The 24598-nt window shown below is 67.2% G+C and carries 23 protein-coding genes and 2 riboswitches; of the genes, 14 read left to right on the top strand and 9 right to left on the bottom strand.

Annotation, left to right across the window (positions count from 1 at the left end):
• Positions 1–77 precede the first annotated feature (77 nt).
• The 9 genes from AC27VL_RS07990 (at position 78) to AC27VL_RS07950 (ending at position 10151) form a co-directional block, all read left to right on the top strand.
• Positions 78–1205 (top strand): LysM peptidoglycan-binding domain-containing protein, encoded by a 1128-nt coding sequence (locus AC27VL_RS07990; RefSeq protein WP_100553738.1) that lies wholly within the window; start codon positions 78–80, stop codon positions 1203–1205.
• A 130-nt stretch (positions 1206–1335) separates the two neighbouring features.
• Positions 1336–2463 (top strand): DNA-processing protein DprA, encoded by a 1128-nt coding sequence (gene dprA / locus AC27VL_RS07985; protein WP_488766017.1) that lies wholly within the window; start codon positions 1336–1338, stop codon positions 2461–2463.
• Between the two features lie 43 nt (positions 2464–2506).
• Positions 2507–2980, top strand: coding sequence for a DUF494 family protein (locus AC27VL_RS07980; RefSeq protein ID WP_025879062.1), 474 nt, complete (start codon positions 2507–2509; stop codon positions 2978–2980).
• Positions 2981–3019: 39 nt separating this feature from the next.
• Positions 3020–3751 (top strand): GYF domain-containing protein, encoded by a 732-nt coding sequence (locus tag AC27VL_RS07975; protein WP_488765977.1) that lies wholly within the window; start codon positions 3020–3022, stop codon positions 3749–3751.
• Between the two features lie 48 nt (positions 3752–3799).
• Positions 3800–4729: an RDD family protein gene (locus AC27VL_RS07970; protein WP_488765976.1), complete on the top strand. Its 930-nt coding sequence runs from the start codon at positions 3800–3802 to the stop codon at positions 4727–4729.
• A gap of 222 nt (positions 4730–4951) precedes the next feature.
• Positions 4952–7450 (top strand): DNA topoisomerase I, encoded by a 2499-nt coding sequence (locus AC27VL_RS07965; protein ID WP_100553742.1) that lies wholly within the window; start codon positions 4952–4954, stop codon positions 7448–7450.
• A gap of 121 nt (positions 7451–7571) precedes the next feature.
• A complete protein-coding gene (gene tsaC / locus AC27VL_RS07960) occupies positions 7572–8132 on the top strand; it encodes an L-threonylcarbamoyladenylate synthase type 1 TsaC (RefSeq protein ID WP_089237186.1) in 561 nt (186 codons plus the stop codon).
• Between the two features lie 43 nt (positions 8133–8175).
• Positions 8176–8883, top strand: coding sequence for a hypothetical protein (locus AC27VL_RS07955; protein WP_100553743.1), 708 nt, complete (start codon positions 8176–8178; stop codon positions 8881–8883).
• A gap of 530 nt (positions 8884–9413) precedes the next feature.
• Positions 9414–10151 (top strand): hypothetical protein, encoded by a 738-nt coding sequence (locus AC27VL_RS07950; RefSeq protein ID WP_488765975.1) that lies wholly within the window; start codon positions 9414–9416, stop codon positions 10149–10151.
• Positions 10152–10199: 48 nt separating this feature from the next.
• Here AC27VL_RS07950 and AC27VL_RS07945 read toward each other — a convergent pair whose 3' ends face one another.
• Positions 10200–10976, bottom strand: a complete 777-nt coding sequence (locus tag AC27VL_RS07945) for an SDR family oxidoreductase (RefSeq protein ID WP_025879399.1) — start codon at positions 10974–10976, stop codon at positions 10200–10202.
• Positions 10977–11087: 111 nt separating this feature from the next.
• Here AC27VL_RS07945 and AC27VL_RS07940 point away from each other — a divergent pair, with 111 nt between their 5' ends.
• Positions 11088–11291, top strand: a complete 204-nt coding sequence (locus tag AC27VL_RS07940) for a hypothetical protein (protein WP_100553745.1) — start codon at positions 11088–11090, stop codon at positions 11289–11291.
• 86 nt (positions 11292–11377) lie between these two features.
• On the opposite strand, the gene sppA is transcribed toward AC27VL_RS07940, so the two are convergent.
• The 4 genes from sppA to AC27VL_RS07920 all read right to left on the bottom strand — a co-directional run bounded on the left by sppA (position 11378) and on the right by AC27VL_RS07920 (position 16520).
• Positions 11378–13300 (bottom strand): signal peptide peptidase SppA, encoded by a 1923-nt coding sequence (sppA, locus tag AC27VL_RS07935; protein ID WP_100553746.1) that lies wholly within the window; start codon positions 13298–13300, stop codon positions 11378–11380.
• Positions 13301–13414: 114 nt separating this feature from the next.
• Entirely contained in the window at positions 13415–14779 is a 1365-nt protein-coding gene (locus AC27VL_RS07930; protein WP_089237194.1) for an MATE family efflux transporter, read from the bottom strand.
• A gap of 180 nt (positions 14780–14959) precedes the next feature.
• The gene (locus AC27VL_RS07925) at positions 14960–15526 is read right to left on the bottom strand and encodes a DUF3106 domain-containing protein (protein ID WP_180165374.1); all 567 of its coding nucleotides are present in this window, start codon (positions 15524–15526) and stop codon (positions 14960–14962) included.
• Positions 15519–16520: a hypothetical protein gene (locus tag AC27VL_RS07920; protein ID WP_346559655.1), complete on the bottom strand. Its 1002-nt coding sequence runs from the start codon at positions 16518–16520 to the stop codon at positions 15519–15521. The genes AC27VL_RS07925 and AC27VL_RS07920 overlap by 8 nt, the downstream gene beginning before the upstream one ends.
• A 413-nt stretch (positions 16521–16933) precedes the next feature.
• Between AC27VL_RS07920 and AC27VL_RS07915 the strand changes: the two genes are divergently transcribed.
• Entirely contained in the window at positions 16934–19123 is a 2190-nt protein-coding gene (locus tag AC27VL_RS07915; protein ID WP_375069141.1) for a primosomal protein N', read from the top strand.
• 57 nt (positions 19124–19180) lie between these two features.
• On the opposite strand, the gene AC27VL_RS07910 is transcribed toward AC27VL_RS07915, so the two are convergent.
• Entirely contained in the window at positions 19181–19801 is a 621-nt protein-coding gene (locus AC27VL_RS07910) for a glutathione S-transferase family protein (RefSeq protein WP_089238140.1), read from the bottom strand.
• Between the two features lie 78 nt (positions 19802–19879).
• On the opposite strand from AC27VL_RS07910, the gene AC27VL_RS07905 reads away from it, so the two are divergent.
• On the top strand, positions 19880–20071 hold the full coding sequence (locus tag AC27VL_RS07905) for a hypothetical protein (protein ID WP_100462249.1): 192 nt from the start codon (positions 19880–19882) through the stop codon (positions 20069–20071).
• A gap of 59 nt (positions 20072–20130) precedes the next feature.
• Here the strand turns inward: AC27VL_RS07905 and AC27VL_RS07900 are convergent, their stop codons facing one another.
• A complete protein-coding gene (locus AC27VL_RS07900; RefSeq protein WP_100553750.1) occupies positions 20131–20925 on the bottom strand; it encodes an NYN domain-containing protein in 795 nt (264 codons plus the stop codon).
• A gap of 121 nt (positions 20926–21046) precedes the next feature.
• Here AC27VL_RS07900 and AC27VL_RS07895 point away from each other — a divergent pair, with 121 nt between their 5' ends.
• The gene (locus AC27VL_RS07895; protein ID WP_375069136.1) at positions 21047–22327 is read left to right on the top strand and encodes an NAD(P)/FAD-dependent oxidoreductase; all 1281 of its coding nucleotides are present in this window, start codon (positions 21047–21049) and stop codon (positions 22325–22327) included.
• A gap of 262 nt (positions 22328–22589) precedes the next feature.
• Here the strand turns inward: AC27VL_RS07895 and AC27VL_RS07890 are convergent, their stop codons facing one another.
• Together AC27VL_RS07890 and AC27VL_RS07885 are read right to left on the bottom strand one after the other, a co-directional pair.
• Complete coding sequence (locus AC27VL_RS07890) at positions 22590–23015, bottom strand: nuclear transport factor 2 family protein (protein WP_488765974.1); 426 nt, start codon at positions 23013–23015, stop codon at positions 22590–22592.
• A 152-nt stretch (positions 23016–23167) separates the two neighbouring features.
• The gene (locus AC27VL_RS07885; RefSeq protein ID WP_089237208.1) at positions 23168–23443 is read right to left on the bottom strand and encodes a GIY-YIG nuclease family protein; all 276 of its coding nucleotides are present in this window, start codon (positions 23441–23443) and stop codon (positions 23168–23170) included.
• A gap of 40 nt (positions 23444–23483) precedes the next feature.
• A riboswitch (glycine riboswitch) is annotated at positions 23484–23573 on the top strand.
• Positions 23574–23586: 13 nt separating this feature from the next.
• A riboswitch (glycine riboswitch) is annotated at positions 23587–23692 on the top strand.
• Between the two features lie 82 nt (positions 23693–23774).
• Here AC27VL_RS07885 and AC27VL_RS07880 point away from each other — a divergent pair.
• Positions 23775–24392, top strand: coding sequence for a trimeric intracellular cation channel family protein (locus AC27VL_RS07880; protein WP_488765973.1), 618 nt, complete (start codon positions 23775–23777; stop codon positions 24390–24392).
• Positions 24393–24598 lie beyond the last annotated feature (206 nt).

The following is a 24598-nucleotide window of genomic DNA, read 5'->3' as shown; positions in this document are numbered from 1 at the left end:
AGCTCCAACGCTTGCCTTGCGCCCCGGTTTCTGGACTATAGTGCGCGGACCTGTTGGGGAATCAGGGCTTCACACCTATGTTGCTTCGTTTTCGTACGGTCGTCGCCGCGGCGATGCTGACCGTGGCTGCCTATGCTACCGCCGTGGAAGTGAATGGCGGGCACCCGGACACCTATGTGGTCCGCAAAGGGGACACCCTGTGGGACATCGCAGGACGTTTCCTGCAGAAACCATGGCTGTGGCCGGAGATCTGGCAGGCCAATCCGCAGGTCGCCAATCCACACCTTATCTATCCCGGTGACGTCCTCAGCCTGGCCTACCTGGACCGTGTGACGGCCCAGCCCGGCCCGCGCCAGGAAGCCCCGGTGACCGGCGTGCCGCTGGCCCAGGTCGAGCCGTTCCTGAAGCAGCTCAGCGTGGTCGACAGCATCGAACAGCTGCCGTACGTGGCTGGCCTGGAAGACAACCGCCTGCGCGCCACCGGTGGGCAGACCGCCTATGTACGCCTGGCCGACGCCCAGGTCGGGCAGCGCTGGGCCGTGGTCCGTCCGACCGTGCGCTACGCCCAGCCCAAGCCAACCGAGGACCTGACCGCCAACGGTGATGTCACCCCGGGCAGCGGCAACCTCTGGAAGGCCTTCAGCGCCCCCAACCACCGCCGTGGCGTACTGGGTTACGAGCTGGCACAGGTCGGCACCGGCACCATCACCAAGGTGGCCGGCGGCAAGACCGAAGCGTCGACCCTGGTACTGGACAACGCCAGCGGCGGCCGTGAAGTGCGTGCCGGCGACCGCTTGGTACCGGTCGAGGCCACGCCGTACGACCTGCAGTTCTTCCCGCATGTACCCGCAGCGGGTGTGGAAGGCGTCGACGTGCGCGTACTGGCGGTCACCGACATGTTCAACGCCGGCGGCCCGCGCGATGTGATCGCGATTTCCGCTGGCCGCGCCCAGGGCGTGGACAACGGCACCGTGTTCTCGCTGTGGCGCCAGGGCAGCCACGTGGCGCACCGGATGAAGTTCCCGGGGTCCTCGCGCATGGACGACTCGACCAGCACGGGCGCCGGCCGGGTCAGCCTGCCAGATGAGTACGCCGCGCATGCCATGGTCTTCCGCACCTTCGACAACGTCAGCTATGCGTTGGTGATGCAGGGCGTGAAGCCGGTGCGTGTGGGCTACAGCGCGCTGCATCCGGACGCGAAATAATCCGGCGCCGGGCCCCGCCCGGCCTCGGCAGATGGCGCCGGCCGCATCGGCCGGCACTCCGGGATACCCTGACAGCAATACGCGAAGGCGCCCTAGGGCGCCTTTGTTGTGTGGGGCCGATAGTCGGAGGATGACTGAGCATGGACATGAGGCGCTGCTGCGCCTGTTGATCGCCGGTGGTTCCCTGGCACCCAGGCGCGCGCTGTTGCAGACCACCGGCAATGCGGATGCAGCGTTGGCGCTGGGCGTTGCAGGCTGGCGGGCCCACGGCTGCACGCCGGAACAATGCGCTGCGCTGGAGCGTCCCGACACCCGCGCCCTCGCGCTTGCGCAGCGCTGGCTGCAGCAGCCGGATCATCATCTGCTGGCCTGCAACGATCCGGCCTTCCCGCCCCTCCTGCTCGATGCACCCAATCCGCCCCTGGCGCTGTTCGTTGCCGGGGATCCGGCCATCGCCTGGCGTCCCGCGGTAGCCCTGGTCGGCAGCCGTTCACCCACTCCCGCCGGGCGTGCCCTCGCCGCCCGGTTTGCCACCTGCTTCGTCGAGGCCGGGTTGGCCGTGACCAGTGGATTGGCGGCAGGTATCGATGCCGCCGCCCACCAGGCGACGCTGGACGCAGGCGGCTGCACCCTTGCGGTGATCGGCACCGGCCCCGACCGCGCCTATCCCACCAGCCACACCCGTCTGCAGGCAAGAATCGCCGCCGAAGGTGTGGTGCTCAGCGAATACCTGCCAGGCACGCCCGCACGGCCGGGCCACTTCCCCGCACGCAACCGGCTGGTGGCTGGGCTGGCCCTGGCCACGGTGGTGGTCGAGGCCGCGCAACGCTCGGGCGCCCTGATCACCGCCCGGCTGGCGGCCGAAGCGGGCCGTGAGGTCTGTGCGATACCCGGCTCGGTGCTCAATCCGCGCGCCGCCGGCTGCCACCGGCTGATCCGTGAAGGGGTTGCCCTGGTCGAGCGCCCCGAGGAAGTGCTGGAACTGCTGGCCCCGGCATTGCGCCTCCAGCTTCCGGACTTGCAAACCCGGCTTGCCACCCCCACTGAACAGGCAGCGCCGGCGGACCTGCCGGCATGCTGGGCGAACGACGCTGACTACCAGAGCTTGTGGCGGGCACTGGAGTACGACCCCATCAGTATGGATTCACTGATCACGCAGTGTGGATTGACGGCGTCGGAGGTGTCCTCCATGCTGCTGGCCATGGAACTTGCGGGGATCGTGGTGTGCGTACACGGCCGCTACTGTCGACGTCCCTAGTTTCTTCACCTCCACAGCGTCGCGCGACGCAGGCCGAGGGGCAATGAAAGAGAGCATCCTGGATGTACTGTTGTACCTGTTTGAACACTATTTCAGCGAAGATGCGGACCTGATCCGTGACCGCGACTCACTGCAGAATGGCCTGATCCAGGCCGGTTTCAGCCCCACTGAGATCAACAAGGCATTCGAATGGCTCGATGCCCTGGCAGCGCAGCGCCCAAGCGCGGCCCAGGCCCGGGTCGATGGCCCGGTGCGCATCTATCACGGCCCGGAGCTGGACAAGCTTGATGTGGAATGCCGTGGTTTCCTGCTGTACCTGGAACAGCACGGCATCCTGGATGCCGGCCAGCGCGAGCTGGTGCTGGACCGGGCAATGGCCCTGGATCAGGACGAACTGGACCTCGACGACCTGAAGTGGGTGGTGCTGATGGTGCTGTTCAACCAGCCCGGCGCCGAGGCGGCCTACGCCTGGATGGAAACGCAGATGTTCGTGGACGAGCCAGAACCCCTGCACTGACCGTACACTTGGGGGCCGTGCGCATTCAGGAGCGTCCCCGTGAGTGAGTGGTTCCATGCCGAAGGCAACCGCCAGCAAGGCCCGTTGCCATCGGAACAGTTGATCGAGCTGTTCCGTAGCAACCAGATCACCCTGGACACCCTGGTATGGCGCGACGGCTTGCCGCAATGGCAGCCGTTGCGCAATGTGGTCGACGAACTGGGCCTGATCGTGCCCGCCGTTGATGCACCCGTCACTGCGGCACCGCCGCCTGCCGCTCCTCTGCCGCCGACCCTGCCGCCTGCCTCTCCGTACGCGACGACGCCGATGGACGCTGCACCGGCCACGAAGAAGGGCCTGTCCGGCTGCGCGTTGACCGCCATCATCGGCGGCGTTGCCCTGCTGGTGGTGGTGCCGATCCTGGCCATCCTGGCGGCCATCGCGCTGCCGGCCTACAACGATTACACGATCAAGGCCAAGGTCGCCGGCGCGATCACCGCGCTGCAGCCGCTGAAGGACAAGGTCCAGCATTTCGCCGATGACCAGGGCCGTTGCCCGGGCGCCAACGACGCCGGCTTCCCGGCGGCGGACGAATTCGCAGGCCAGGGCCTGTCGGCCGTGCATATCGGCCGCTTCAACAATGGCCACTGCGGCATCGAAGCAACGCTGGCAGTCCCGGGCAAGAGCCAGGATGGCGACCTGCTGTGGCTCGAATACGACCGCGACAGCGGGCGCTGGGAATGCAGCGGCGAAAGCGACGACAAGTATCTGCCCACGCAATGCCACGGCTGAGCCGCGCATCGGGCAACCCACCAAGGACGACCCAACAGGGGACATGCAATGACTGAGTGGTACTACGCCGAAGGACAGCAACGCCAGGGCCCGTTGGAGATCGCCGAGATCCGCCAGCGTTTCCAGCGCGGCCAGTTGACCCTGGACACGCTGGTCTGGCGCGAAGGCATGGGACAGTGGGCACCGCTGCGGCAGATGGTGGACGAACTGGGCCTGCAGACCCTGGCCGATGCCAGCACCTCCACCGCCACCGGTGGCTTCGACCTGCGCAACGACTACGCCGCGATCGACAACGGCACCGCGCCCCTGCCGGGCACCGGCGCCCTCAGCAGCTCGCCGTACACTGCGCCCGGCGCAGGCGGCGGTGACTATTCGCAGCCGGTGCAGGGCGGCGAAGTGGTCTATGCGGGCTTCTGGAAGCGCTTTGCCGCCTACCTGATCGACTATTTCGTCCTGCTGATTCCCAGCGGCGTGGTCGGTGGCGTGCTGGGCTTCGTGCTCGGCGCCGGCATGGGGGCCACCGGCAGCGGCGAAACAGCAGTGGAAGTGGTTACCCAGCTGATCAGTGGCCTGGCTGGCCTGTTCATCGCCGCCGCCTACTACGGCTGGTTCCATGCCTCCCGTGGCGGCGCCACCCTCGGCAAGATGGCCATCGGCATCAAGGTCGTGCGCGGCAACGGTGATCGCCTGACCCTGGGCCGCAGCATCGGCCGCTATTTCGCCACCATCCTCAGTGGCCTGACCCTGTGCATCGGCTACTTGATGGCCGCCTTCACCGAGCGCAAGCAGGGCCTGCATGACCTCATCTGCGACACCGTGGTGGTCGACCGCTGGGCCTACACCGACCAGCCGCAGCTGCAGCGTCGCGAGCTGGGCACGGTGACCATCGTGATCCTGGTGCTGGGCGGCCTGCTGATGCTGGCCGGTTTCGCCGCGATCATCATCGCCGTCGGCGTCATCGCCAACATGGCGTCCTGATCGGGGATCGAGGGCCAATGCGCCGTCGCAGACGGCCATCCTCACGCCTCCCTGCTTGACAATGGCAGGCCGGGCGTGATTCCTCTAATAAGGTGAAACCTGAACGCCCGGCACAGTCCCGGGCGTTCAGTTTATTGATTTGCCCGTGGCCGCTTCACTAATGCGGCCGTTTGCTCCACCCTAGCGGCCCTTCCCCGCGGCTTACCCACAGACCCTGCTGCCATGCCCAAGCACCTGCTCATCGTTGAATCGCCGGCCAAAGCCAAGACGATCAACAAATACCTCGGCAAGGACTACACGGTCCTGGCCTCGTATGGGCACGTGCGTGACCTGATCCCGAAGGAAGGCGCGGTTGACCCGGACAACGGGTTCGCCATGCATTACGACGTGATCGAGAAGAACGAAAAGCATGTCGATGCGATCGCCAAGGCCGCAAAGGGCGCCGACGACATCCTGCTGGCGACCGATCCGGATCGCGAGGGTGAAGCGATCAGCTGGCATATCGCCGAGATCCTGAAAGAGCGCGGGCTGGTCGGGGACAAGCCGATGCAGCGCGTGGTCTTCACCGAGATCACGCCGCGCGCGATCAAGGAAGCCATCAGCCAGCCGCGCGAGATCGCCAGCGACCTGGTCGATGCCCAGCAGGCGCGCCGCGCGCTGGACTACCTGGTCGGCTTCAACCTGTCGCCGGTGCTGTGGCGCAAGGTCCAGCGCGGCCTGTCCGCCGGCCGCGTGCAGAGCCCGGCGCTGCGCATGATCGTCGAGCGCGAGGAAGAGATCGAAGCCTTCATCGCCCGCGAGTACTGGTCGATCGCCGCCGAGTGCGCGCACCCTTCGCAGCACTTCAACGCCAAGCTGATCAAGCTGGACGGGCAGAAATTCGAGCAGTTCACCGTCACCGACGGCGACACCGCCGAGGCTGCCCGCCTGCGCATCCAGCAGGCGGCACAGGGCGCCCTGCATGTCACCGACGTGGCCAGCAAGGAGCGCAAGCGTCGCCCCGCGCCGCCGTTCACCACCTCCACGCTGCAGCAGGAAGCCTCGCGCAAGCTGGGTTTCACAACCCGCAAGACCATGCAGGTCGCGCAGAAGCTGTACGAAGGCATGGACATCGGCGGCGAAGAAGGCACGGTCGGCCTGATCTCGTACATGCGTACCGACTCGGTGAACCTGTCGCAGGACGCGCTGGCCGAGATCCGCGACGTGATCGCCCGTGACTACGGCATCGCCTCGCTGCCCGACCAGCCCAACACCTACCAGACCAAGTCCAAGAACGCCCAGGAAGCGCACGAAGCGGTGCGTCCGACCTCGGCACTGCGTACCCCGGCCCAGGTCGCGCGGTTCCTGACCGACGACGAGCGCAAGCTGTACGAGCTGATCTGGAAGCGTGCAGTGGCCTGCCAGATGATTCCGGCCACGCTCAACACCGTCAGCGTGGATCTGTCGGCCGGCAGCGAGCACGTGTTCCGCGCCAGCGGCACCACCGTGGTCGTGCCCGGCTTCCTGGCTGTGTACGAGGAAGGCAAGGACAGCAAGAGCGCCGAGGATGACGACGAAGGCCGCAAGCTGCCGGCGATGAAGCCGGGCGACCGCGTGCCGCTGGAACGCATCGTGGCCGACCAGCATTTCACCCAGCCGCCGCCGCGCTTCACCGAAGCGGCGCTGGTGAAGGCGTTGGAAGAATATGGCATCGGCCGTCCTTCGACCTACGCCTCGATCATCCAGACCCTGCTGTTCCGCAAGTACGTGGAAATGGAAGGCCGCAGCTTCCGCCCGTCCGATGTGGGCCGTGCGGTATCCAAGTTCCTGTCCAGCCACTTCACCCAGTACGTCGACTACGACTTCACCGCCAAGCTGGAAGACGAGCTCGATGCCGTCTCGCGCGGCGAGGAAGAGTGGATTCCGCTGATGTCGCGTTTCTGGGGACCGTTCAAGGAACTGGTCGAAGACAAGAAGGAATCGGTCGACCGCGCCGAGGCCAGTGGTGCGCGCGAGCTCGGCACCGACCCCAAGACCGGCAAGCCGGTCAGCGTGCGCCTGGGCCGGTTCGGGCCTTACGCAGCCATCGGCAGCACGGCCGAGGATGCCGAGGACAAGCCCAAGTTCGCTTCGCTGCGGCCGGGCCAGTCGATGCACACCATTTCCCTGGAAGACGCGCTGGAGCTGTTCCTGATGCCGCGCGCACTGGGTGAGGACAAGGGCGAGGACGTCAGCGTCGGCATCGGCCGCTTCGGCCCGTTCGCCAAGCGCGGCAGCACCTATGCCTCGCTGAAGAAGGAAGACGACCCGTACACCATCGACCTGGCGCGCGCCGTGTTCCTGATCGAAGAGAAGGAAGAAATCGCGCGCAACCGGATCATCAAGGAGTTCGAGGGCAGCGACATCCAGGTGCTGAACGGTCGTTTCGGCCCGTACATCAGCGACGGCAAGATGAACGGCAAGATTCCCAAGGATCGTGAGCCGGCATCGCTGACCCTGGCCGAAGTGCAGCAGTTGATGGAAGAAACCGGCAAGCCGGTGCGCAAGGGCTTCGGCGCCAAGAAGGCGGCCGCGAAGAAGGCCCCGGCCAAGAAAGCGGCAGTGAAGAAGGAAGCCGCGCCGAAGAAGGCTGCTGCCAAGAAGGCGCCGGCAAAGAAGGCGGCTGCGAAGAAGGCACCGGCGAAGAAGGCCGTGGCCAAGAAGGCACCGGCAAAGAAGGCCGTCAAGAAAGCCGCCAAGTAGATCCACGCCATGCGTGGATGATCTGCCAAGGTGTGCAGACCAACGGTCCGCACCCACTGCTCCACCCGTTGTGCACGCAGCGGGGGGATAATGAAGGCCCACGCCGGGCCCGGTCGCCGCCATGAAAGAACTCACACTGGACACCGCAGTCGCCACGCTTCGCAGTGGCGGGGTGATCGCCTACCCGACCGAAGCAGTCTGGGGCCTGGGGTGCGACCCTTCGCATGAGGCAGCGGTGCACCTGCTGCTGCGGCTGAAGCAGCGCCCGATCGAGAAAGGCATGATCCTGGTGGCTGCGGAACTGTCGCAGTTGCAGGGCTGGGTGCGCCTGCAGGCGCTGCCCGATGCACGCCAGCGCGCGGTGCTTGCCAGCTGGCCCGGCGCCAACACCTGGATCCTGCCCGCGGGCGCGCGCGCGCCCGGCTGGATCACCGGCGAACACAACGGCATCGCGGTACGGATCAGCGCCCACCCGCTGGTCGCAGCACTGTGCCAGGCCTGGGGAGGTCCGCTGGTCTCCACCAGCGCCAACCTCGCAGGCGAGCCCCCCGCGCGCAGCCGCGAAGAGCTGGACCCGCGCCTGCTGCGCCTGCTCGACGGCATCCTCGATGGGCAGACCGGCGGCCTGGCCCAACCCACGCCGATCCGCGACGCGCTCAGTGGCAACGTACTGCGCTCCTGATAGGCTGATTGCGCCGGCGTTGCCGATCGCGCACGCTGCGCCCATGACCCTGCTGCGCCCTGTCCTGTGCCTGGCCCTGCTGCTGCCGTTGCCGGCACTTGCCGCTGACGACGTGCGGGTCTACCGCTGCGTCGGCAGCAATGGCGCCGTCGCCCTGCAGGACAAGCCCTGCACGGCCGGCCGCCAGGAAGTGCGCGACCTGCAACGTCCACGCGATCCGCCGCCGCGAGTGGTCAGCACCGATGCCGCAGTGCCCGCACCGGCGCAGACATCGCCGATGCGCGAGCGCGAGGTGCGCCATGTCTACATCCAGCCGCCACAGCCGATGTACGAATGCGTGAGTGAAGACGGCGACCGCTACACCAGCGACAACAACGAAGGGAATCCGCGCTGGGTACCGCTGTGGACGACCGTCTGGTATCCGCATGGTCATCCTGGCGGCGGGCGACCCGGGCCGCATCCAGGGCCGCGCCCGGCCGGTAGCGGCAGCACCATCGGTGCCCCCATCGGCGGCGGGCCGCCGGTGTATCGCCCGCCGTCAGTGGGCGTCGGCGTCAACGTGCCTGCCGGCAACATCCTGGTTCGCGATACCTGCCACGCCCTGCCGCCGCAGGAAGTGTGCGCACGCCTGCGTGACCGTCGCTGGGAACTGGACCGGCGCTACAACAGCGCACTGCAGAGCGAGCGCACCGCGATCAGCAACGAGCAGCGCGGCATCGATGCACGGCTGGCGCAGGACTGCGGCGGCTGAGCCCCGCGCCGGGGGTTGTGCCGCGCGCTTTGGTAGAGGCCCACCTTGGTGGGCGCTGGCAGACAGCAGTGCCAACCAAGGTTGGCAACTACCAGGGCATGTGAGCCCTGCGCCGGGACTGTGCCGCGCTTTGGTAGAGGCCCACCTTGGTGGGCGCTGGCAGACAGCAGTGCCAACCAAGGTTGGCAACTACCAGGGCATGTGAGCCCTGCGCTGAGGGCTGTGCCGCGCTTTGGTAGACGCCCACCTTGGTGGGCACTGGCAGACAGCAGTGCCAACCAAGGTTGGCAACTACCAGGGCGTGTGAGTCCTGCGCTGAGGGCTGTGCCCCGCTTTGGTAGCGGCCCACCTTGGTGGGCGCTGGCAGACAGCGGGCCAACCAAGGTTGGCAACTACCAGGACGTGTGAGCCCTGCGCTGAGGGCTGCGCCCCGCTTTGGTAGAGGCCCACCTTGGTGGGCGCTGGCAGACAGCAGTGCCAACCAAGGTTGGCAACTACCAGGGCATGGGCCACGGCTGTAGGCTGCTCGCATGAGAAGACTGATCTGGCTGGCCATCGGCCTGTTGCCCGGCAACGCGTTGGCCGATGACATGGTGATCTACCGCTGCACCTCGGCCAGCGACGTGCAGACCATCCAGCGCATGCCCTGTCCCGACGGCAGCACGCAGCGCGTGCAGCGGGTGGCCGATCCGGCTCGGACGGCGCCCGTCGCTGCCACACCGGAAGTTCCGCCACCCACTCCCCGGGGCTTGCCTGCTTCGCCCCCCACCTCAACGCCCAGCGTGCCCACTGCCGCGTCGGCCAGCCCGCGCGCCGGCGAGGAACGTCCGATCATGGAAGCCCGCATGGTCGACAGCGCAGAGGGAGACACCATCCTCGACAGCGCGACGCTGCACCAACGCGGTGATGGCGCTGCAACGGACAAGGACGCGCCAGCAAAGCCTCCGTTACCGGCGATCTTCCAGTGCGTTGACACGCAGGGCGGTTCCTACCTGCATGAGTACGAGGCTGCGCCAGGTCGCTGCGAACTGTTGAACATACAGGGCCTGGGCGGGGCAACACCGGTCAACGCCGCCAGTTGCGAGGTGGTCAGCGACCGCTGCACGGAAGTGGCCGAAGCACAGCGCTGCGGCAGCTGGCAACAGCGCTTCCGCGATGCACGCGGTCGCGAGCGGTTCGTCGCACCGGAGAATCAGCAGACGGCGCGCGGCGAACGCGAGCGCCTGCAGGCCGTGCTGGAAGCCAGCAATTGCCCAGTGCCCGAGTGAGGCATCCACGCATGGCATGGATCCCTCATCCGCGGTGATCGGCTGCGATCAGAACCCGTAACGCAGGAAGCCGCCATCCACCGCGATGCATTCGCCGGTGACATAGCTCGATGCCGGCAGGCACAGGAAACCCACTGCCGAGGCCACCTCTTCCGGCTCACCGATGCGCCGCATCGGCGTGCGCCCGATCACTTCTTCGTAGTAGTCGGTATCGGACAGCGGGCCGGAGGTGCGACGGGTGCGGATGTACCACGGCGCCACGGCATTGACCCGGATGCCATCCTCGGCCCACTCCACCGCGAGGTTGCGGGTCATCTGGTGCATCGCCGCCTTGGTCATGCCATAGACCACGCCACTGCGCACATGGGTCAGGCCGGACACGCTGCCGACGTTGACGATGGCCGATGACGCGTGGCGCGCGAGCAACGGATGCGCATAGCGCGACAGTTCGAACGCCGAGAACAGATTGGTTTCGAAAATGCCACGCCACTCGTCTTCGGAGTACTCCGTGGCGGGCTTGGTGATGTTGCCACCGGCATTGTTGACCAGGATGTGCAGGCCATCGGCGTGGTCCTCGACCCAGTCCAGGATCTGCCGGCGGTCTTCGTCGTCGGACACATCGGCGGCCAACGCGTGAACCTGGTGCTGCGGATACACATCCAGCAGTTCGTCGCGGGCACTCTCCAGCATATCCAGGTCGCGGCCGACGATCATCAGATCGGCGCCGAGACCGGCCAGTTCATGCGCGATCGCCAGGCCGATACCGGCGCTGGCACCGGTGATCAGGGCCGTCTGCCCATCCAGGCGCCACCGTTGCTGGGTCATATGTCCTCCGGGGCCGCGCCCACTGTGTTTCGATGCGGCAAGGATACGCGCTCACGACCGCCCCCCGTCCGTGATGCGACACTGGCCCCACATCCCTCGTGGAGAGCTGCCATGCGCGTCCTGATTCCCGTCCTGCTGTCGGCCGCCGTGCTGGCCGGGTGCCAGCGCCCTGCACCGCCGAATCCGGAACGACCGCCGGAACCGCAGGCATTGGCCAAGGCAGTCAAGCAACCACTGGACCGTGCCAAAGGCGTGCAGAAGACCATGGACGAGGCGGCCGAACGCGAGCGCAAGGCAGAGGCCGACGCGCAGTAGATCCCCGCATGCAACAACGCCCGGCCAAGGCCGGGCGTTGTGCGTTCAGTAGATCCACGCCATGCGTGGACATCGCTGATCGGGAATCAGAACCCGCAGAAGCAATACGCCAGCGACTTCACCGGTGCACCGTTGCCCTTCTCGCGGGCCGCGTTCTCAACGAAGCGCAGCTGCGTATCGATTTCCGGCATCGTGCGCGCCAGCATCATCCGGCCCACGCCGGAATCGGCCAGCATCCAGGCGCCGGCGTGGCTGCCGGCGAAGCCGCTGACGAACTGCGCGAACGGCGTCGCCGCCTTCTCGATGTAACGCACACGGTACTTGTCGGTCGCACCCAGCTTGGCCCGACCGGCAGCGTCAGCCACGGCGTCCTTCAGGCCACCGAAGGCATCGACCAGACCGCGCTCCTTGGCCTGCGCACCGCTCCAGACACGCCCGCGAGCCACTTCGTCGATCGCCTCGACCGGCTTCTTGCGGGCCTCGGCGACACGGCCGGTGAAATCGGCATAACCCTTGTTGATCACCGACTGGATGACCTGGCCCACCGCCGGATCCATCGGCCGGGTGACATCGAAGGCACCGGCGAAACGGGTGGTGCCGACGCCATCGGTGTGCACGCCGAACTTGTCCAGCGCACGGCTGAAGTTCGGGATCATGCCGAAGATGCCGATCGAACCGGTGATGGTCGACGGATCGGCATAGATGCGATCGGCGTTCATGCTGATCCAGTAACCACCGGACGCAGCGAGGTCGCCCATGGACACCACCACCGGCTTGCCCGCAGCCTGCAGGGCCACCACTTCGCGACGGATCTGCTCGGAGGCGTAGACTTCGCCACCGGGCGAATCCACACGCAGCACCACGGCCTTGACGTCGTCATCGTCGCGCGCCGCACGCAGCAGCGCCGAGGTCGATTCACCACCGATGCGGCCGGCCGGCAGATCACCGCCGCTGATTTCACCGGAGGCCACGATGACCGCGACCTGCGGGCGCGAATCAACCGGGTTGCGGCGCGCATCGAGCTGGGCCATGTAGGTGCCGAAATCGATGTTGCGGAAACCACCGTCGGCGTCTTCATCGGCCACGCCGCGCTCGATCATCAGATCCTCGAATTCCTCGCGGGTCTTCAGCGCGGTCACCAGCTTCTGCTGCAGGGCGAACTTGGCCAGGTCGCCACCAGCGGCAGCCACACCTTCAGGCAGGGTATCGATGCCGGCCGCCAGCTGCGCCGGATCCAGGCGGCGGGCCTTGGCGATGTCGCCGAGGTAGCGCTGCCACACATCGTTCATCCAGAACAGATCGGCTTCCTTGGAGGCCGGCGACGCCGCGTCGAGCACGTACGGCTCGGCGGCCGACTTGTACTCGCCCACCTTGAACAGGTGCACGTCCACGCCCAGCTTGTCCTGCAGGCCGGTACGGAAGTACTGGCGGTAGCGGCCCAGGCCTTCCAGCACCACCGACCCCATCGGGTCCAGGTAGACCTCGTCGGCCTGTGCGGCCAGCAGGTACTGCGACTGCCCCATGCTCTCGCTGAAGGCGACCAGCTGCTTGCCCGAAGCGCGCAGTTCCTGCAGCGCAGCGGACACTTCGCGCAGCGAGGCGAAACCGGACGGCTGCAGCTTGTCCAGTTCCAGCACCACGCGCTCGATCTTCTTGTCATCGCGCGCGTTCTCGATCACCCGGATCAGATCGCGCAGCTGCACTTCCTCGGCACCGTTGTCACCAACGGCCTTGGCCAGCGCGCGGCTGACCGGATCGGCGCTGTACTGCTCGACCAGGCGGCCTTCCGGCGCGATCACCAGGGTGGTGCGGTCCTGCAGCGCCTTGCTGGCGCCAGCGCCCATGCCCGCAGCGACGATGAACATCACCAGCACCAGCAGCAACAGGCCGAAGAACACCAGGTTGAGAATCAACCGGCGGGTGAAATTCATCACGTCCCACAGCCCGATGAAGAAGCTGGCGACAGGATTGCGGTTCGCCGGGGGCAGCGGCGGCACGGGTTGGTTCATGGAGCACTCCGGATGGCTTCTTGCCGTGGTAACAGCATAGCCGGTGCCGCGTGAGGCGGCATCGGACACAAGTCAGGGGATCGCCAGTCACGGTTGCCCATGACAGGGGGGGTATCAGGCCAGCGTGGACTGGCCCAGGCGTTTGCTGCTGCGGTTCAGGCGCCAGCCCATCAGGATTGCTGCGGCGGTCAGGCCGACGATCAGGCCGATCCACATGCCCTGCGGGCCCATGCCCAGGCCGAGGCCGAGCCCGGCGCCCAGCGGCATGCCCAGGCCCCAATAGGCGAACATGGCGATGAACATCGGCACGCGGGTGTCCTTCAGTCCGCGCAGCGCACCGGCCGACAGCACCTGTATGCCATCGGGGAACTGGAAGGTGGCCGCGTACAGCAGCAGGGTCGAGGCCAGACCGGCCACGGCCAGGTCGTTGGTGTAGACGCCGACGATGGCGTCGTGGCCGAACAGCAGCGCCGCCGCCGACAGCGTCTGCGTACCCATGATGATCGCGTAGCCGGCCCACGCCGCACGGCGCACGCCGAAGCCATCGCCACGGCCGACCGCATGGCCGACCCGCACGGTGGTCGCCTCGGCCACGCCCATCGGGATCATGAAGCACAGCTGCGCCACGTTGATCGCGATCTGGTGCGCGGCCGCTTCATTGGCACCCAGGCGACCGATCAACAGTGCGGTGACGATGAACAGGCCACCTTCCATCAACACGGTGATGCCGATCGGCAGGCCGGTGCGCAGCAGGTCCCAGATCGCTGACCAGCGCGGTCCCTCGAAATGCGAGAACAGCTGCAGGTGGGCAAAGCGCTTGGTGAACCACAGGTAGGTACCGAAGGCGATCGCCTGCAGCCACATCATCACCGCCGAGGCGATGCCCAGGCCTTCGGCGCCCATTTCCGGGAAGCCCAGCTTGCCGTTGGCCAGCACGTAGCCCATCGGCGCCAGCACCAGCAGACCGCCAAAACCGAGCAGCATGGTCGGCAGCGTCCAATGCATGCCTTCACTGAGATAGCGCATGCAGAAGTACAGGGTCAGCGCCGGGCCACCCCAGCGCACCGCATGCAGGAACGCCGTTGCGCCCGGCACGATGTCCGGAGCGATGCCGAAGGCCGGCAGCAGCGGCGGCACCACGGTGAGGAAGGTGAACATGATCAGGCCCAGGCCCAGCGCCAGCCACAGCGCCTGCCGGAACAACGGGCCGATCTCGCGCTCACGGCCGGCGCCATGCAGCTGCGACACCGAGGCGGTGAGTGAGATCAGCGTGCCGATCGGGATCAGCATCGGCAGCCACAGCAGCGCGGTGCCGATGGTCACCGCGGCCAGGGTGGATGTCGCATGGTGGCCGGCAATCACGTTGTCGACGAAGGAGATCAGACCGGTGGAGACGTGCCCGAGCACAAGCGGCAGGGCAAGCAGACCGGTGGCGCCGACTTCCTTGCTGAAGCGCGGCGTGGAGGTTGCAGTAGACATAAGGTGCTTGACGCGAACTACGGTTGCGCGCGAAGGGCACAGGCACCGGGTTGCGGCCGGCCATCTTACGCGCGCTGGGCGGCCATTCCCATGACTGCCCCATAAAGGGGACGGAGGGAATCAAGTCGTATCCGGCACAGTCGGGCTAGAAATGACCTAGTTCCCTCCCTCCCCTTTTTCTTACTGCCCGGCCTGGCGCTTGAGCCAGGTGTCGCGTTCGGCGGCGGGGACGGTAAGGAATGCGCTGCGTACGCTGTCGCGTTCCTGCGGCGGTGTGCGCTGCGCGACCAGGGCCAGCTGCGCCAACTGCGCCGGGCTCAGCTGGCGCAGCACGGCAAGGACCGCGTCGCGCTGTTGCGGCGGCACGAAGCCGAACAGGCCGTGCAGCTTGGGGAACTCGGCGCCCAGTTGCGGGCCCAGACGCCAGCCTTCGCGGAAGGCCTGGTCCTGTGCCAGGAACTGCGTGCGCAGGCGCTGCTGCTGATCGGCCGGCAAGGCGGCGAAACGGCTGGCGGCCTGACGGATGCGTTCGCGCTCACCCTCTGGCAGGGCCCGCCACGCGGCGTAGTCGCTGCGACGCTGACGTTGCTGGGCGGGATCGAGTTGCGCGAATGCCGCCGCTGCGGTGGGCGCGGCCGCCGACGGTGTTGCCGAGGGTGCGGGCAGCGGCACATTCAACGATTGCGGCGCAGCGGCCAGCGACAGCGGCAAGGCCAGCAGCAGGCCGGCGAAGAGGAGCTTATTCATCGGCAGCAGAGGTTTCCAGCGCTGCGCCGACCGGTTCCGGGCGGGTCGGCTTGGGTTGTGACTCGTCCACCGGCAGCGGGCCACCGGCAGCACTCCAGGCATGCATGTCGGCCTCGGCCAGCAGCGGGTAATCGCGGTCGGCCAGCATGGCGGCATCTTCGCTGGCCTGCGCATCGCCGCCTGCAGCGGGGCGGACATCGCTGGCGGGCAGTGCCTCGACGGTGACCGGCCCGGCCTCACCCACCACGCCCTCGGGCAACGGGCCATCGGCCGTCAACGCGCGGCCCTGCCAATGGCGCCAGCCCAACGCAGCCAGCAGCAGCACCGCCACGGTGATCAACAGGATCACCGGGCCACGCCAGCGCGGCTTGGTATTGGGGCGACGACGCTTGCCGCTGGCAGGCGCGCGTTCGTCGCGCGGCGGCGCACGCCAGCTGGAAGCAGGCGCCTGGTTGTTGGCCGCTGGCGCGGACGGTTGCGCCAGCTGCTGCAGACGCTTGGCCGGCAGGTCGCGGATACGCAGCTGCACCTGTTCGGCCAGCGTCCGCCATGCGGCGGCATCGGGCTGGCCATTGGCATCGCGTGGGCAGGCCGTGGCCAACAGGCGTTGATAACCCTCCTCGTCGACATCCAGAACGCGGGTGGCGATGCCCTCGTCCAGGCTGCCGCCCACCCGCAGCAACAGAGCCAGCCGCGGCAGGGGGGCCATGTCGCCCAGCGCGGCCAGCGGCGGCGGCCACTGACCGGTGGTCGGCTCGCGCAGCGCCTGGCGCTGGCCCAGCAGGGTCCAGAAGCGGCCGGGCCACTGCGCCATCGGCAGGTCGCTGGCGACGGCGGCGAAGGCGCGCATCACCGCCACCAGCGTTTGTTCGGCACGGGCGGGGTCGCCGCACTGCAGTTCGGCCACGACCAGGGCACGGCGTTCGACGCCACGCAGAAAAGCCGACAGCGCGCCGGCCGCGGTCGAGGAAACAGGGGCGGGCACAGCCGTCATCGGTCACTCCAAAGGTCTGCCGGCATGATAGCGGCAGCCCATCGCTGCCCGGCAGGCTTGCGATTCCAGACACTTCATGCTGCAGGTTGTGCACAGCATCCCGCGGGAATCGGGCGATTCCTTGATGAATGGCTGAATTCACCCTGTTTCAGCAATGTTTCACACTTAACTTATTGATTTTAATGCACTTTAAAGTGTGGCTATTTTTTGACCAACCCAAGCGTGAGGCCGTCGCCATCGGCCTCATGCGGCGCCACGAGCCGCTAACGCACAGACTTATCCACAGAAGATGTGGATAAGACTGAATCTCTAATAGACACCGATATTTAGGTGACATTTATGATTCGCCGAAGGGCATGCCAGTCGCATCTGCCTCTGCAATGCGCCCTCGCAGGGGCCGTTACACTGACCCGATGCTCGCCCCCGATTCCGGCCCCGTCCCGACCCTGCAGGTCGCCCTGCCCGTCCCCCTGCCGCGCCTGTTCGATTACCTGCCGCCACAGGGCGAGGGCCCGACGATGGCGGTCGGCTGCCGGCTGAAGGTGCCGTTCGGCAACCGCGAACTGATCGGCGTGGTGGCCGGCCACGGGCAGGCCGAGGACAGCCAGGGGCTGCGCCAGGCACTGGCCTGGTGTGACTCCGCGCCGCTGCTGCAGGGCGAGCTGTGGCAGAGCCTGCAGTGGCTGGCACGCTATACCCACGCCCCCCTGGGCGAGGTGCTGAGCACCGCCCTGCCCGGCCCGCTGCGGCACGGCGAACCGCTGCCCGATACCCATCACTGGGGCTGGCAGCTGACACCGGAGGGCCATGCCCAGCGCGAAAAGCTGCGCGCCGGCAGCCGACCACGGCAACTGGCCGAGCTGCTGGCCGACGCGGTGGTGGACGAGGATGTCCTGTCCGCGCGCATGCAGGACTGGCGGGTGGCCGCACGCAGCCTGGGCAAGCGCGACCTGGCCGAGCGCATCGCCCTGAGCGTGGCGCCGCAGCACGCCCAGCCCCTGCCCGGCCCCACCCTCAATGCGGAGCAGGCCGAGGCCGTGGCCGCGATCACCGCCGCCGAAAGCTTCCAGGCATTCCTGCTGGACGGGGTGACCGGCAGCGGCAAGACCGAGGTCTACCTGCAGGCAATCATCCATTGCCTGGCGCAGGGCAGGCAGGCGCTGGTGCTGGTGCCCGAGATCGGCCTGACCCCGCAGACCCTGGCGCGCTTCCGCGGCCGTCTCGGCATTGCCGTGCACGCGCTGCACTCGGGGCTGACCGACAACGAACGCGCGCGGGTCTGGGCCGCGGCCTCACGCGGCGAAGCACGGGTGATCGTGGGTACGCGTTCGGCGGTGTTCATCCCGCTGCCGCAGCCGGGCCTGCTGATCGTCGACGAAGAGCACGACGGCAGCTACAAGCAGCAGGACGGCATCCGCTACCACGCGCGCGATTTCGCCCTGGTGCGGGCCAAGGCGCAGGGCGTTCCGGTACTGCTGGGCAGCGCCACGCCCTCATTGGAAACCCTGCACAACGCCTACGCCGGCCGCTATGCGCACCTGCGCCTGAAGCAGCGCGCCGGTGATGCCCGACCGCCGCGCGTGCGCATCCTCGATGTGCGCAAGCGTCCGCTGCGCGATGGCCTTTCCGCCGACGTGCTGGCCGGCATCGGCGAACACCTGCAGCGGGGCCAGCAGGTGCTGGTGTTCAAGAACCGGCGCGGCTATGCGCCGGTGCTGCTGTGCCACGACTGCGGCTGGACCGCGCCCTGCAACCGCTGCGATGCACCGATGACCGTGCATGGCGGTGGTCGTCGCCTGCAATGCCATCACTGTGGTGCGCGGCAGCCGGCACCGTTGGCCTGCCCCGCCTGTGGCAGCCTGGCCCTGCAGCCGCAGGGCATCGGCACCGAGCGGCTGGAAGAACACCTGGTCAGTGCCTTCGCCGATTTCCCGGTGGTGCGCATCGACCGCGGCACCACCGCACGGCGCGATGCGCTGGAGCAGCAGCTGGCCAAGCTGGGCAACGAACCCGGCATCCTGGTCGGCACGCAGATCCTGGCCAAGGGCCACGACCTGCCCAAGCTGACCCTGGTGGTGGTGGTGGGCATCGACGAAGGCCTGTTCTCGGCCGATTTCCGCGCCAGCGAAAAACTGGCGCAGCAGCTGATCCAGGTAGCCGGCCGCGCCGGTCGCGCGCGCGATCCGGGCGAAGTGTGGCTGCAGACCCATCACCCGGGTCATCCGCTGCTGGAGACGCTGGTGAACGGTGGCTACCACCCGTTCGCGCAGGCTGAATTGAACCAGCGCGAAGCGGCGGGTTTTCCACCGTTCGCGCACCTGGCGCTGATGCGCGCCGAAGCGCAGCAGCTGGAGCATGCCAATGCATTCCTGCTGGCCGCGCGGAAACTGCTGGGCGAGCAGAACGTGGTGGAGGCCTATGGGCCGATGCCCGCACCGATGCCGAGGCGTGCCGGCTACCAGCGCACGCAGTTGTTGTTGTCGGCAGCGCAGCGGCCACCGCTGCACGGGGTGCTGGCACAGCTGGTGCCGCAGCTGTACGCGCTGCCGGAGGCACGCAAGGTACGCTGGTCGCTGGATGTGGATCCCACCGACCTGTATTGATCGGCAGAGCGCTGCCGAGCATGGCTCGGCACTACAGGTGCCACCTTGGATCCACCGTTACGTCATCGGTGACATCACGCCGCGCTGGTACGCCGGGCGCTCGCGCAGGCGTGCATACCAGTCGGCCAGGTGCGGCAGGTCCGGGCGCTGGATCGGCAGCTCGAACCAGGCGTAGATCAACGAGCCCAGGGCGATGTCACCCATGGCGAATTTCTCGCCCGACAGCCACGGCTGCGTGGCCAGGGTCGCGTTGGGCAGCGCCAGGAAATCACCGGCGCGCACGATCGCCGCATTGATGCGCGCCTCATCGCGGTCGGCCGGCGCGGTGCGCATGATCCCCCAGATCAGTTCGGAGTACAGCGGCGCCATCCGCGAGGTGCTCCAGTCCATCCACTTCTCGGCCTGCGCACGCTCCATCGCGTCTTCCGCGTACAGCGTGCCCAGCGAATAGCGCGCACTGAGGTAGCGCACGATGGTGTTCGACTCCCACAGCGGCAGGCCGTGGTCTTCGATCACCGGCACCAGCCCGTTCGGGTTCATCGCCACGTACTCCGGCGACTGCGTTCCACCGTGGCTGCCACCCACTTCGATGGACTCGTACGGCAGGCCGATTTCCTCGGCACACCACAGCACCTTGCGGACGTTGCTGGAATTGCGGCGACCCCAGATCTTCAACATGCGGATTTCCTTGCGTGCAGCGCTGCGCCAAGAGGGCGCGGAGCCGTTACGATACGCCGATCCACAAGGAGAAACGGCATGACCGCATGGGATGCAGTGAATTACGTTCTGCTGGCAGCAGGGCTGGTGGCGCTGGTGCTGGGGTACCGCCGATCCAACCGCAACATGCTGCTGTGTGCCGGGCTGTTGCTGCTGGCATTCAACGGAGTTGAGGATTTCGCCGATGGCTTTGCTGCGGGCTACGCGGGGTCCGACGCACGCGCGCTGTAGCGCGTGCAGAAAGCAGCCGAGCGTGGCTCGGCCCTGCTTTGCACCGGCGTTTTCCGGCGTTACCGGTTCTTCTTCGGCAGCGCGCGCACGTAGGAGGATTTACCGTCCTTCTTCAGTTCGAACAAACCGATCGCGGCCAGCAGATCGCTGAGCTTCCCGTAACCGTAGTTGCGCGGATCGAACGAGGCCTGGTTGCCGATCTGGCTGCCGACCGGGCCCAGGTGCGACCAGCCATCCTCGCCTTCTGCCGAGGACACCGCACGCCGCAGCATCTTCACCAGACGTGTATCGCTGCGCATTTCCGCGCCGCTCTTGCGCGGGCGCGCATCGTCGCTGCTCGCCTGTTCGCTGGGCGCCTGTTCGTTCGATGATGGTTCGTTCGATGCCTGCTCGACATCCTGCACGCTGGCGTGGGTCTGGCCCAACGCTTCGAGATAGGTGAACTTCGAGCACGCGTTGACGAAGGGTTCCGGGGTCTTCTTTTCGCCGAAGCCATAGACCTTCACGCCGTCGGTCAGCAGGCGCATCACCATCGGGGTGAAGTCGGCATCGCTGGACACGATCGCGAAGCCATCAAGGTTGCGCGCGTACAGCAGATCCATCGCGTCGATCACCATCGCCATGTCCGACGCGTTCTTGCCCTTGCTGTAGGCGAACTGCTGGATCGGCCGGATCGCGTATTCGTGCAGCACCGCCTCCCACCCTTTCAGCCGCGGGCTCTTCCAGTTGCCATAGGCACGGCGCACGTTGGCCACACCATAGCGAGCGACCTCGGCCAGGACTTCGTCGATCTTCGAGGCCGGTGCATTGTCGGCGTCGATCAACAGGGCGATGCGCTTTTCCGGTTCGCTCATGGACTCCTCACGGGCAGTTGCCTGAACCCGAGTATCGCCGATCCGGATGCACGCTGACGTGACAAGGACCGGCCGTGCGAAGATGCCAGGCACTTCCCCCATGCCCCCCTGGAGTGAGTCGATGAGTCGTGATCGCGTCCCCCACCTGGTCGTTGTCGGCGGCGGTTTCGCCGGCCTGTGGGCCACCCGTGCGCTGGCCCGCGAACGCATACGCATCACCCTGGTCGACCGTCGCAACCATCACCTGTTCCAGCCGCTGCTGTACCAGGTGGCCACCGCAGGACTATCGGCTCCGGATATCGCCGCACCGCTGCGCCACATCCTCGGCCACCAGCGCAACGTGGAGGTGCGGCTGGGCGAAGTGGTGGCCATCGACAAGGAAGCCCGCCAAGTGCGCATGGCCGATGGCAGCACGCTGGACTACGACAGCCTGCTGCTGGCCACCGGCGCCACCCACGCCTATTTCGGCCATGACGAATGGGCCGACGATGCGCCGGGCCTGAAGACGCTGGACGATGCCATCGCCCTGCGCCGCAAACTGCTGCTGGCGTTCGAGCGCGCCGAGGCCGAGCCGGACCCAGCAAAGAAGGCCGCATGGCTGAGCTTTGCCGTGGTGGGTGGTGGACCGACCGGCGTCGAGCTGGCCGGCACCCTGGCTGAAATCGCCCGGCATACGCTGCGCAATGAGTTCCGCCACATCGATCCAGCCAGCGCCAAGGTGCGGCTGGTCGAGGCCGGTCCGCGCGTGTTGTCGACCTTCCCTGAAGTGCTTTCGCTGAAGGCACGCCGGCAGCTGGAAAAGCTGGGCGTGGAAGTGATGACCGGCACGCCGGTCAGCCACATCGATGGACAGGGCTTCAAACTGGGCGACCAGTTCGTGCCCGCGCGCACCGTGGTCTGGGCCGCCGGCGTGGCCGCCTCGCCACTGGCGCGCACGCTGGACGTGCCGCTGGACCGCGCCGGACGCGTGCCGGTGCAGCCGGACCTGACCCTGCCCGGCCATCCCGAACTGTTCGTGGCCGGCGACCTGGCCGCACTGAGCCAGGCCAACGGCAAGCCGGTACCGGGCGTGGCCCCGGCCGCCAAGCAGATGGGCAAGCACGTGGCGGAAACGCTTCGCGCACGCCTGCACGACAAGCCGGCACCGGGGCCTTTCAAGTACGCCGACTTCGGCAATCTGGCCACCATCGGCCGCATGGCTGCGATCGTGCACCTGGGCAAGCTGCAGCTGTCGGGCGTGCTGGCCTGGTGGTTCTGGCTGGCCGCGCACGTGTTCTTCCTGATCGGTTTCCGCAACCGCGTCGTGGTGCTGTTGAACTGGGCGGTGGCGTACTGGAGCTACCAGCGCAGCGCGCGGATCATTTTTGGCGACGACCGCGAAGACCGCCGGCCGAAGCGGTAGGTACTGCCGTGGGTGACCTCTCGACCGACACAGTAGATCCACGCCATGCGTGGATGGATTTCTGTGCAGGCTGCATGGAGCGTAGCCACGCGTGGCGTGGCTCTACTGCTTCATCGGGCCGCTGGGCACCCGCTCATGTCCGGCAGAAATCTTCGCGATAGGTAGTGCCGTGGGCGCGTCCTCGACCGGCACAGTAGATCCACGCCATGCGTGGATGAGTTTCTGTGCAGGTTGCATGTAGCGCAGCCACGCATGGGGGGCTCTACTTCGGCTTCGGGTACCACAACGCGTTGACGATGACCCAGCGCTGGTCGAAGCGACCCATGTGGAAGTAGTCGACGAACCACGGCGTTTCCAGCCGCACCGACGCCGCATTGCCGGTCACGTCCAGCACCGTGCAGCGGCGGTCCCATTGATCCTTCGGTGTCTTCAACGCGCCCTGCTTGGTCAACGCAACCAGTTCTTCCTTCGACATCCGGCGCAGGCCGAGGCGTTCGTCGGGCGTATCACCGAGCACCGCGCGCTTGGCCAGGTCCGGATGCAGGGAACGGGCGACGCGCTGCGGGTCGGCTTCCAGCTGTCCGTCGACGTAGTCGTGGCAGGTCGCTTCGATGGCGGCGATCGTGGTGGCGTCGGCGGCGGGGCTTGCACCTGCGGACAGTGCGAACAACAGGGCAACGGTGGACATCCGGGTCTCCAGCGCTGAGGGCTGGGCGATCATGGCATGGCCGGATGTGCCCCATCCACGCATGGCGTGGATCTACCGGCGATGTTGTAGAGCCGAGCCCATGCTCGGCTGATGCCCGTCGCCGAGTGCAGCAGCCGAGCATGGGCTCGGCTCTACAGAACAGCCTCGGCCGGCGCCTGCAGCCACGCCAGCTTGCGTTCGCGCGGCTGCTGCTTGAGCTCCCATTCGGCGCGCGAGGCCGTTGCCCTGTCCGGGTATTCGCGCACCGCCAGCACCCGCAGCGGCGGCCGCGATCGGGTGTAACGGGCTCCCTTGCCGGCCTGGTGGGCGGCGAAACGGGCCTGCACGTCGGTGCTGATGCCGGCGTAATAGCTGCCATCGCGGCATTCGAGCAGATACAGGAACCACGGGCGGGAAGGCGAAACCATGGCCGGATTATGCCGTGCTGCACTGCAGCGGATATACTGGCGACCGAATGCAGGAGAGAGGCGCCGCGCTGGCGCCCGCCGAAGGCGCAGGCTCCCATGATCGCTCAGGCCGGTGGGCTGGAATCCCACCAACCATGCATTCGACTCGCCGAGCTGGAGAGAGGTCACCGGGCATGCCCGGGACGATCCGCCGAAGGGGCACGCGGTTCACGCCGCTGAACTCTCAGGCAAAAGGACAGCGGGAGCGGCACCGGTCATCGTCATCCCGTCGTTGCGCAGGCAACGGCGGTGGTCGCGCATGGCCGGCCCCACCGCGCCCGGAGCCTGTCCCATGCTGCTGTCCATCATCTACCTGATCGCCATTTCCGCCGAAGCCATGACCGGCGCCCTGTCTGCGGGCCGCCGCCGCATGGACCTGTTCGGCGTGGTCATGATCGCCTGTGTCACCGCCCTCGGTGGCGGCTCGCTGCGCGACATCCTGCTCGGCCACTATCCACTGGGCTGGGTGAAGCATCCTGAGTACCTGGGCTTCACCGTGTGCGCGGCGCTGATCGCCACCTGGGTGGCGCGCTGGATGCATCACTTCCGCCGCACGTTCCTGGTGCTGGACGGGCTGGGCCTGATCGCCTTCACCCTGATCGGCTGCTCGATCGCGCGCGAGGCTGGCCATGCGCTGCCGATCGTGCTGATCGCCGGCATGCTCACCGGCGCCTTCGGCGGCGTGCTGCGCGACATCCTCTGCAACGAGGTGCCGCTGATCTTCCAGAAAGAGCTGTACGCGATCATCTCGCTGCTGACCGGTGCGGTGTATCTGCTGTTGCTGCACTGGGGTGTGGCCGATGCCACGGCGATCCTGTGCTGCCTGGGTGGTGGGTTTGCCGTGCGCCTGCTGGCAATCCACTACTGCTGGGAAATGCCGAAGTTCGTGTACCACGACGAAGTGCATTGAGCCCTTGAGGGTAGTGCCGGCCGCTGGCCGGCATTTCCGGCTGGGTCGCATGACCAAGGTCACGCGGCGACGGCCCGCGTAAACCGCTACCATTGGCGCCCCGTCGCACGCGCGACGGCATCCAGCCACGCCGCGTCCACGGCCCCGCCAGACAATCCCCCTCCCCGCTGCCCGTGGCCCTTCGTGGTGCCGACGGGCCCGCATGA

The sequence above is a fragment of the Stenotrophomonas sp. 14P6.2.3 genome (genome assembly GCF_057799055.1).
Note: the sequence above shows the minus strand (reverse complement) of the source record. Positions and strands in the feature narration are given on the sequence as shown.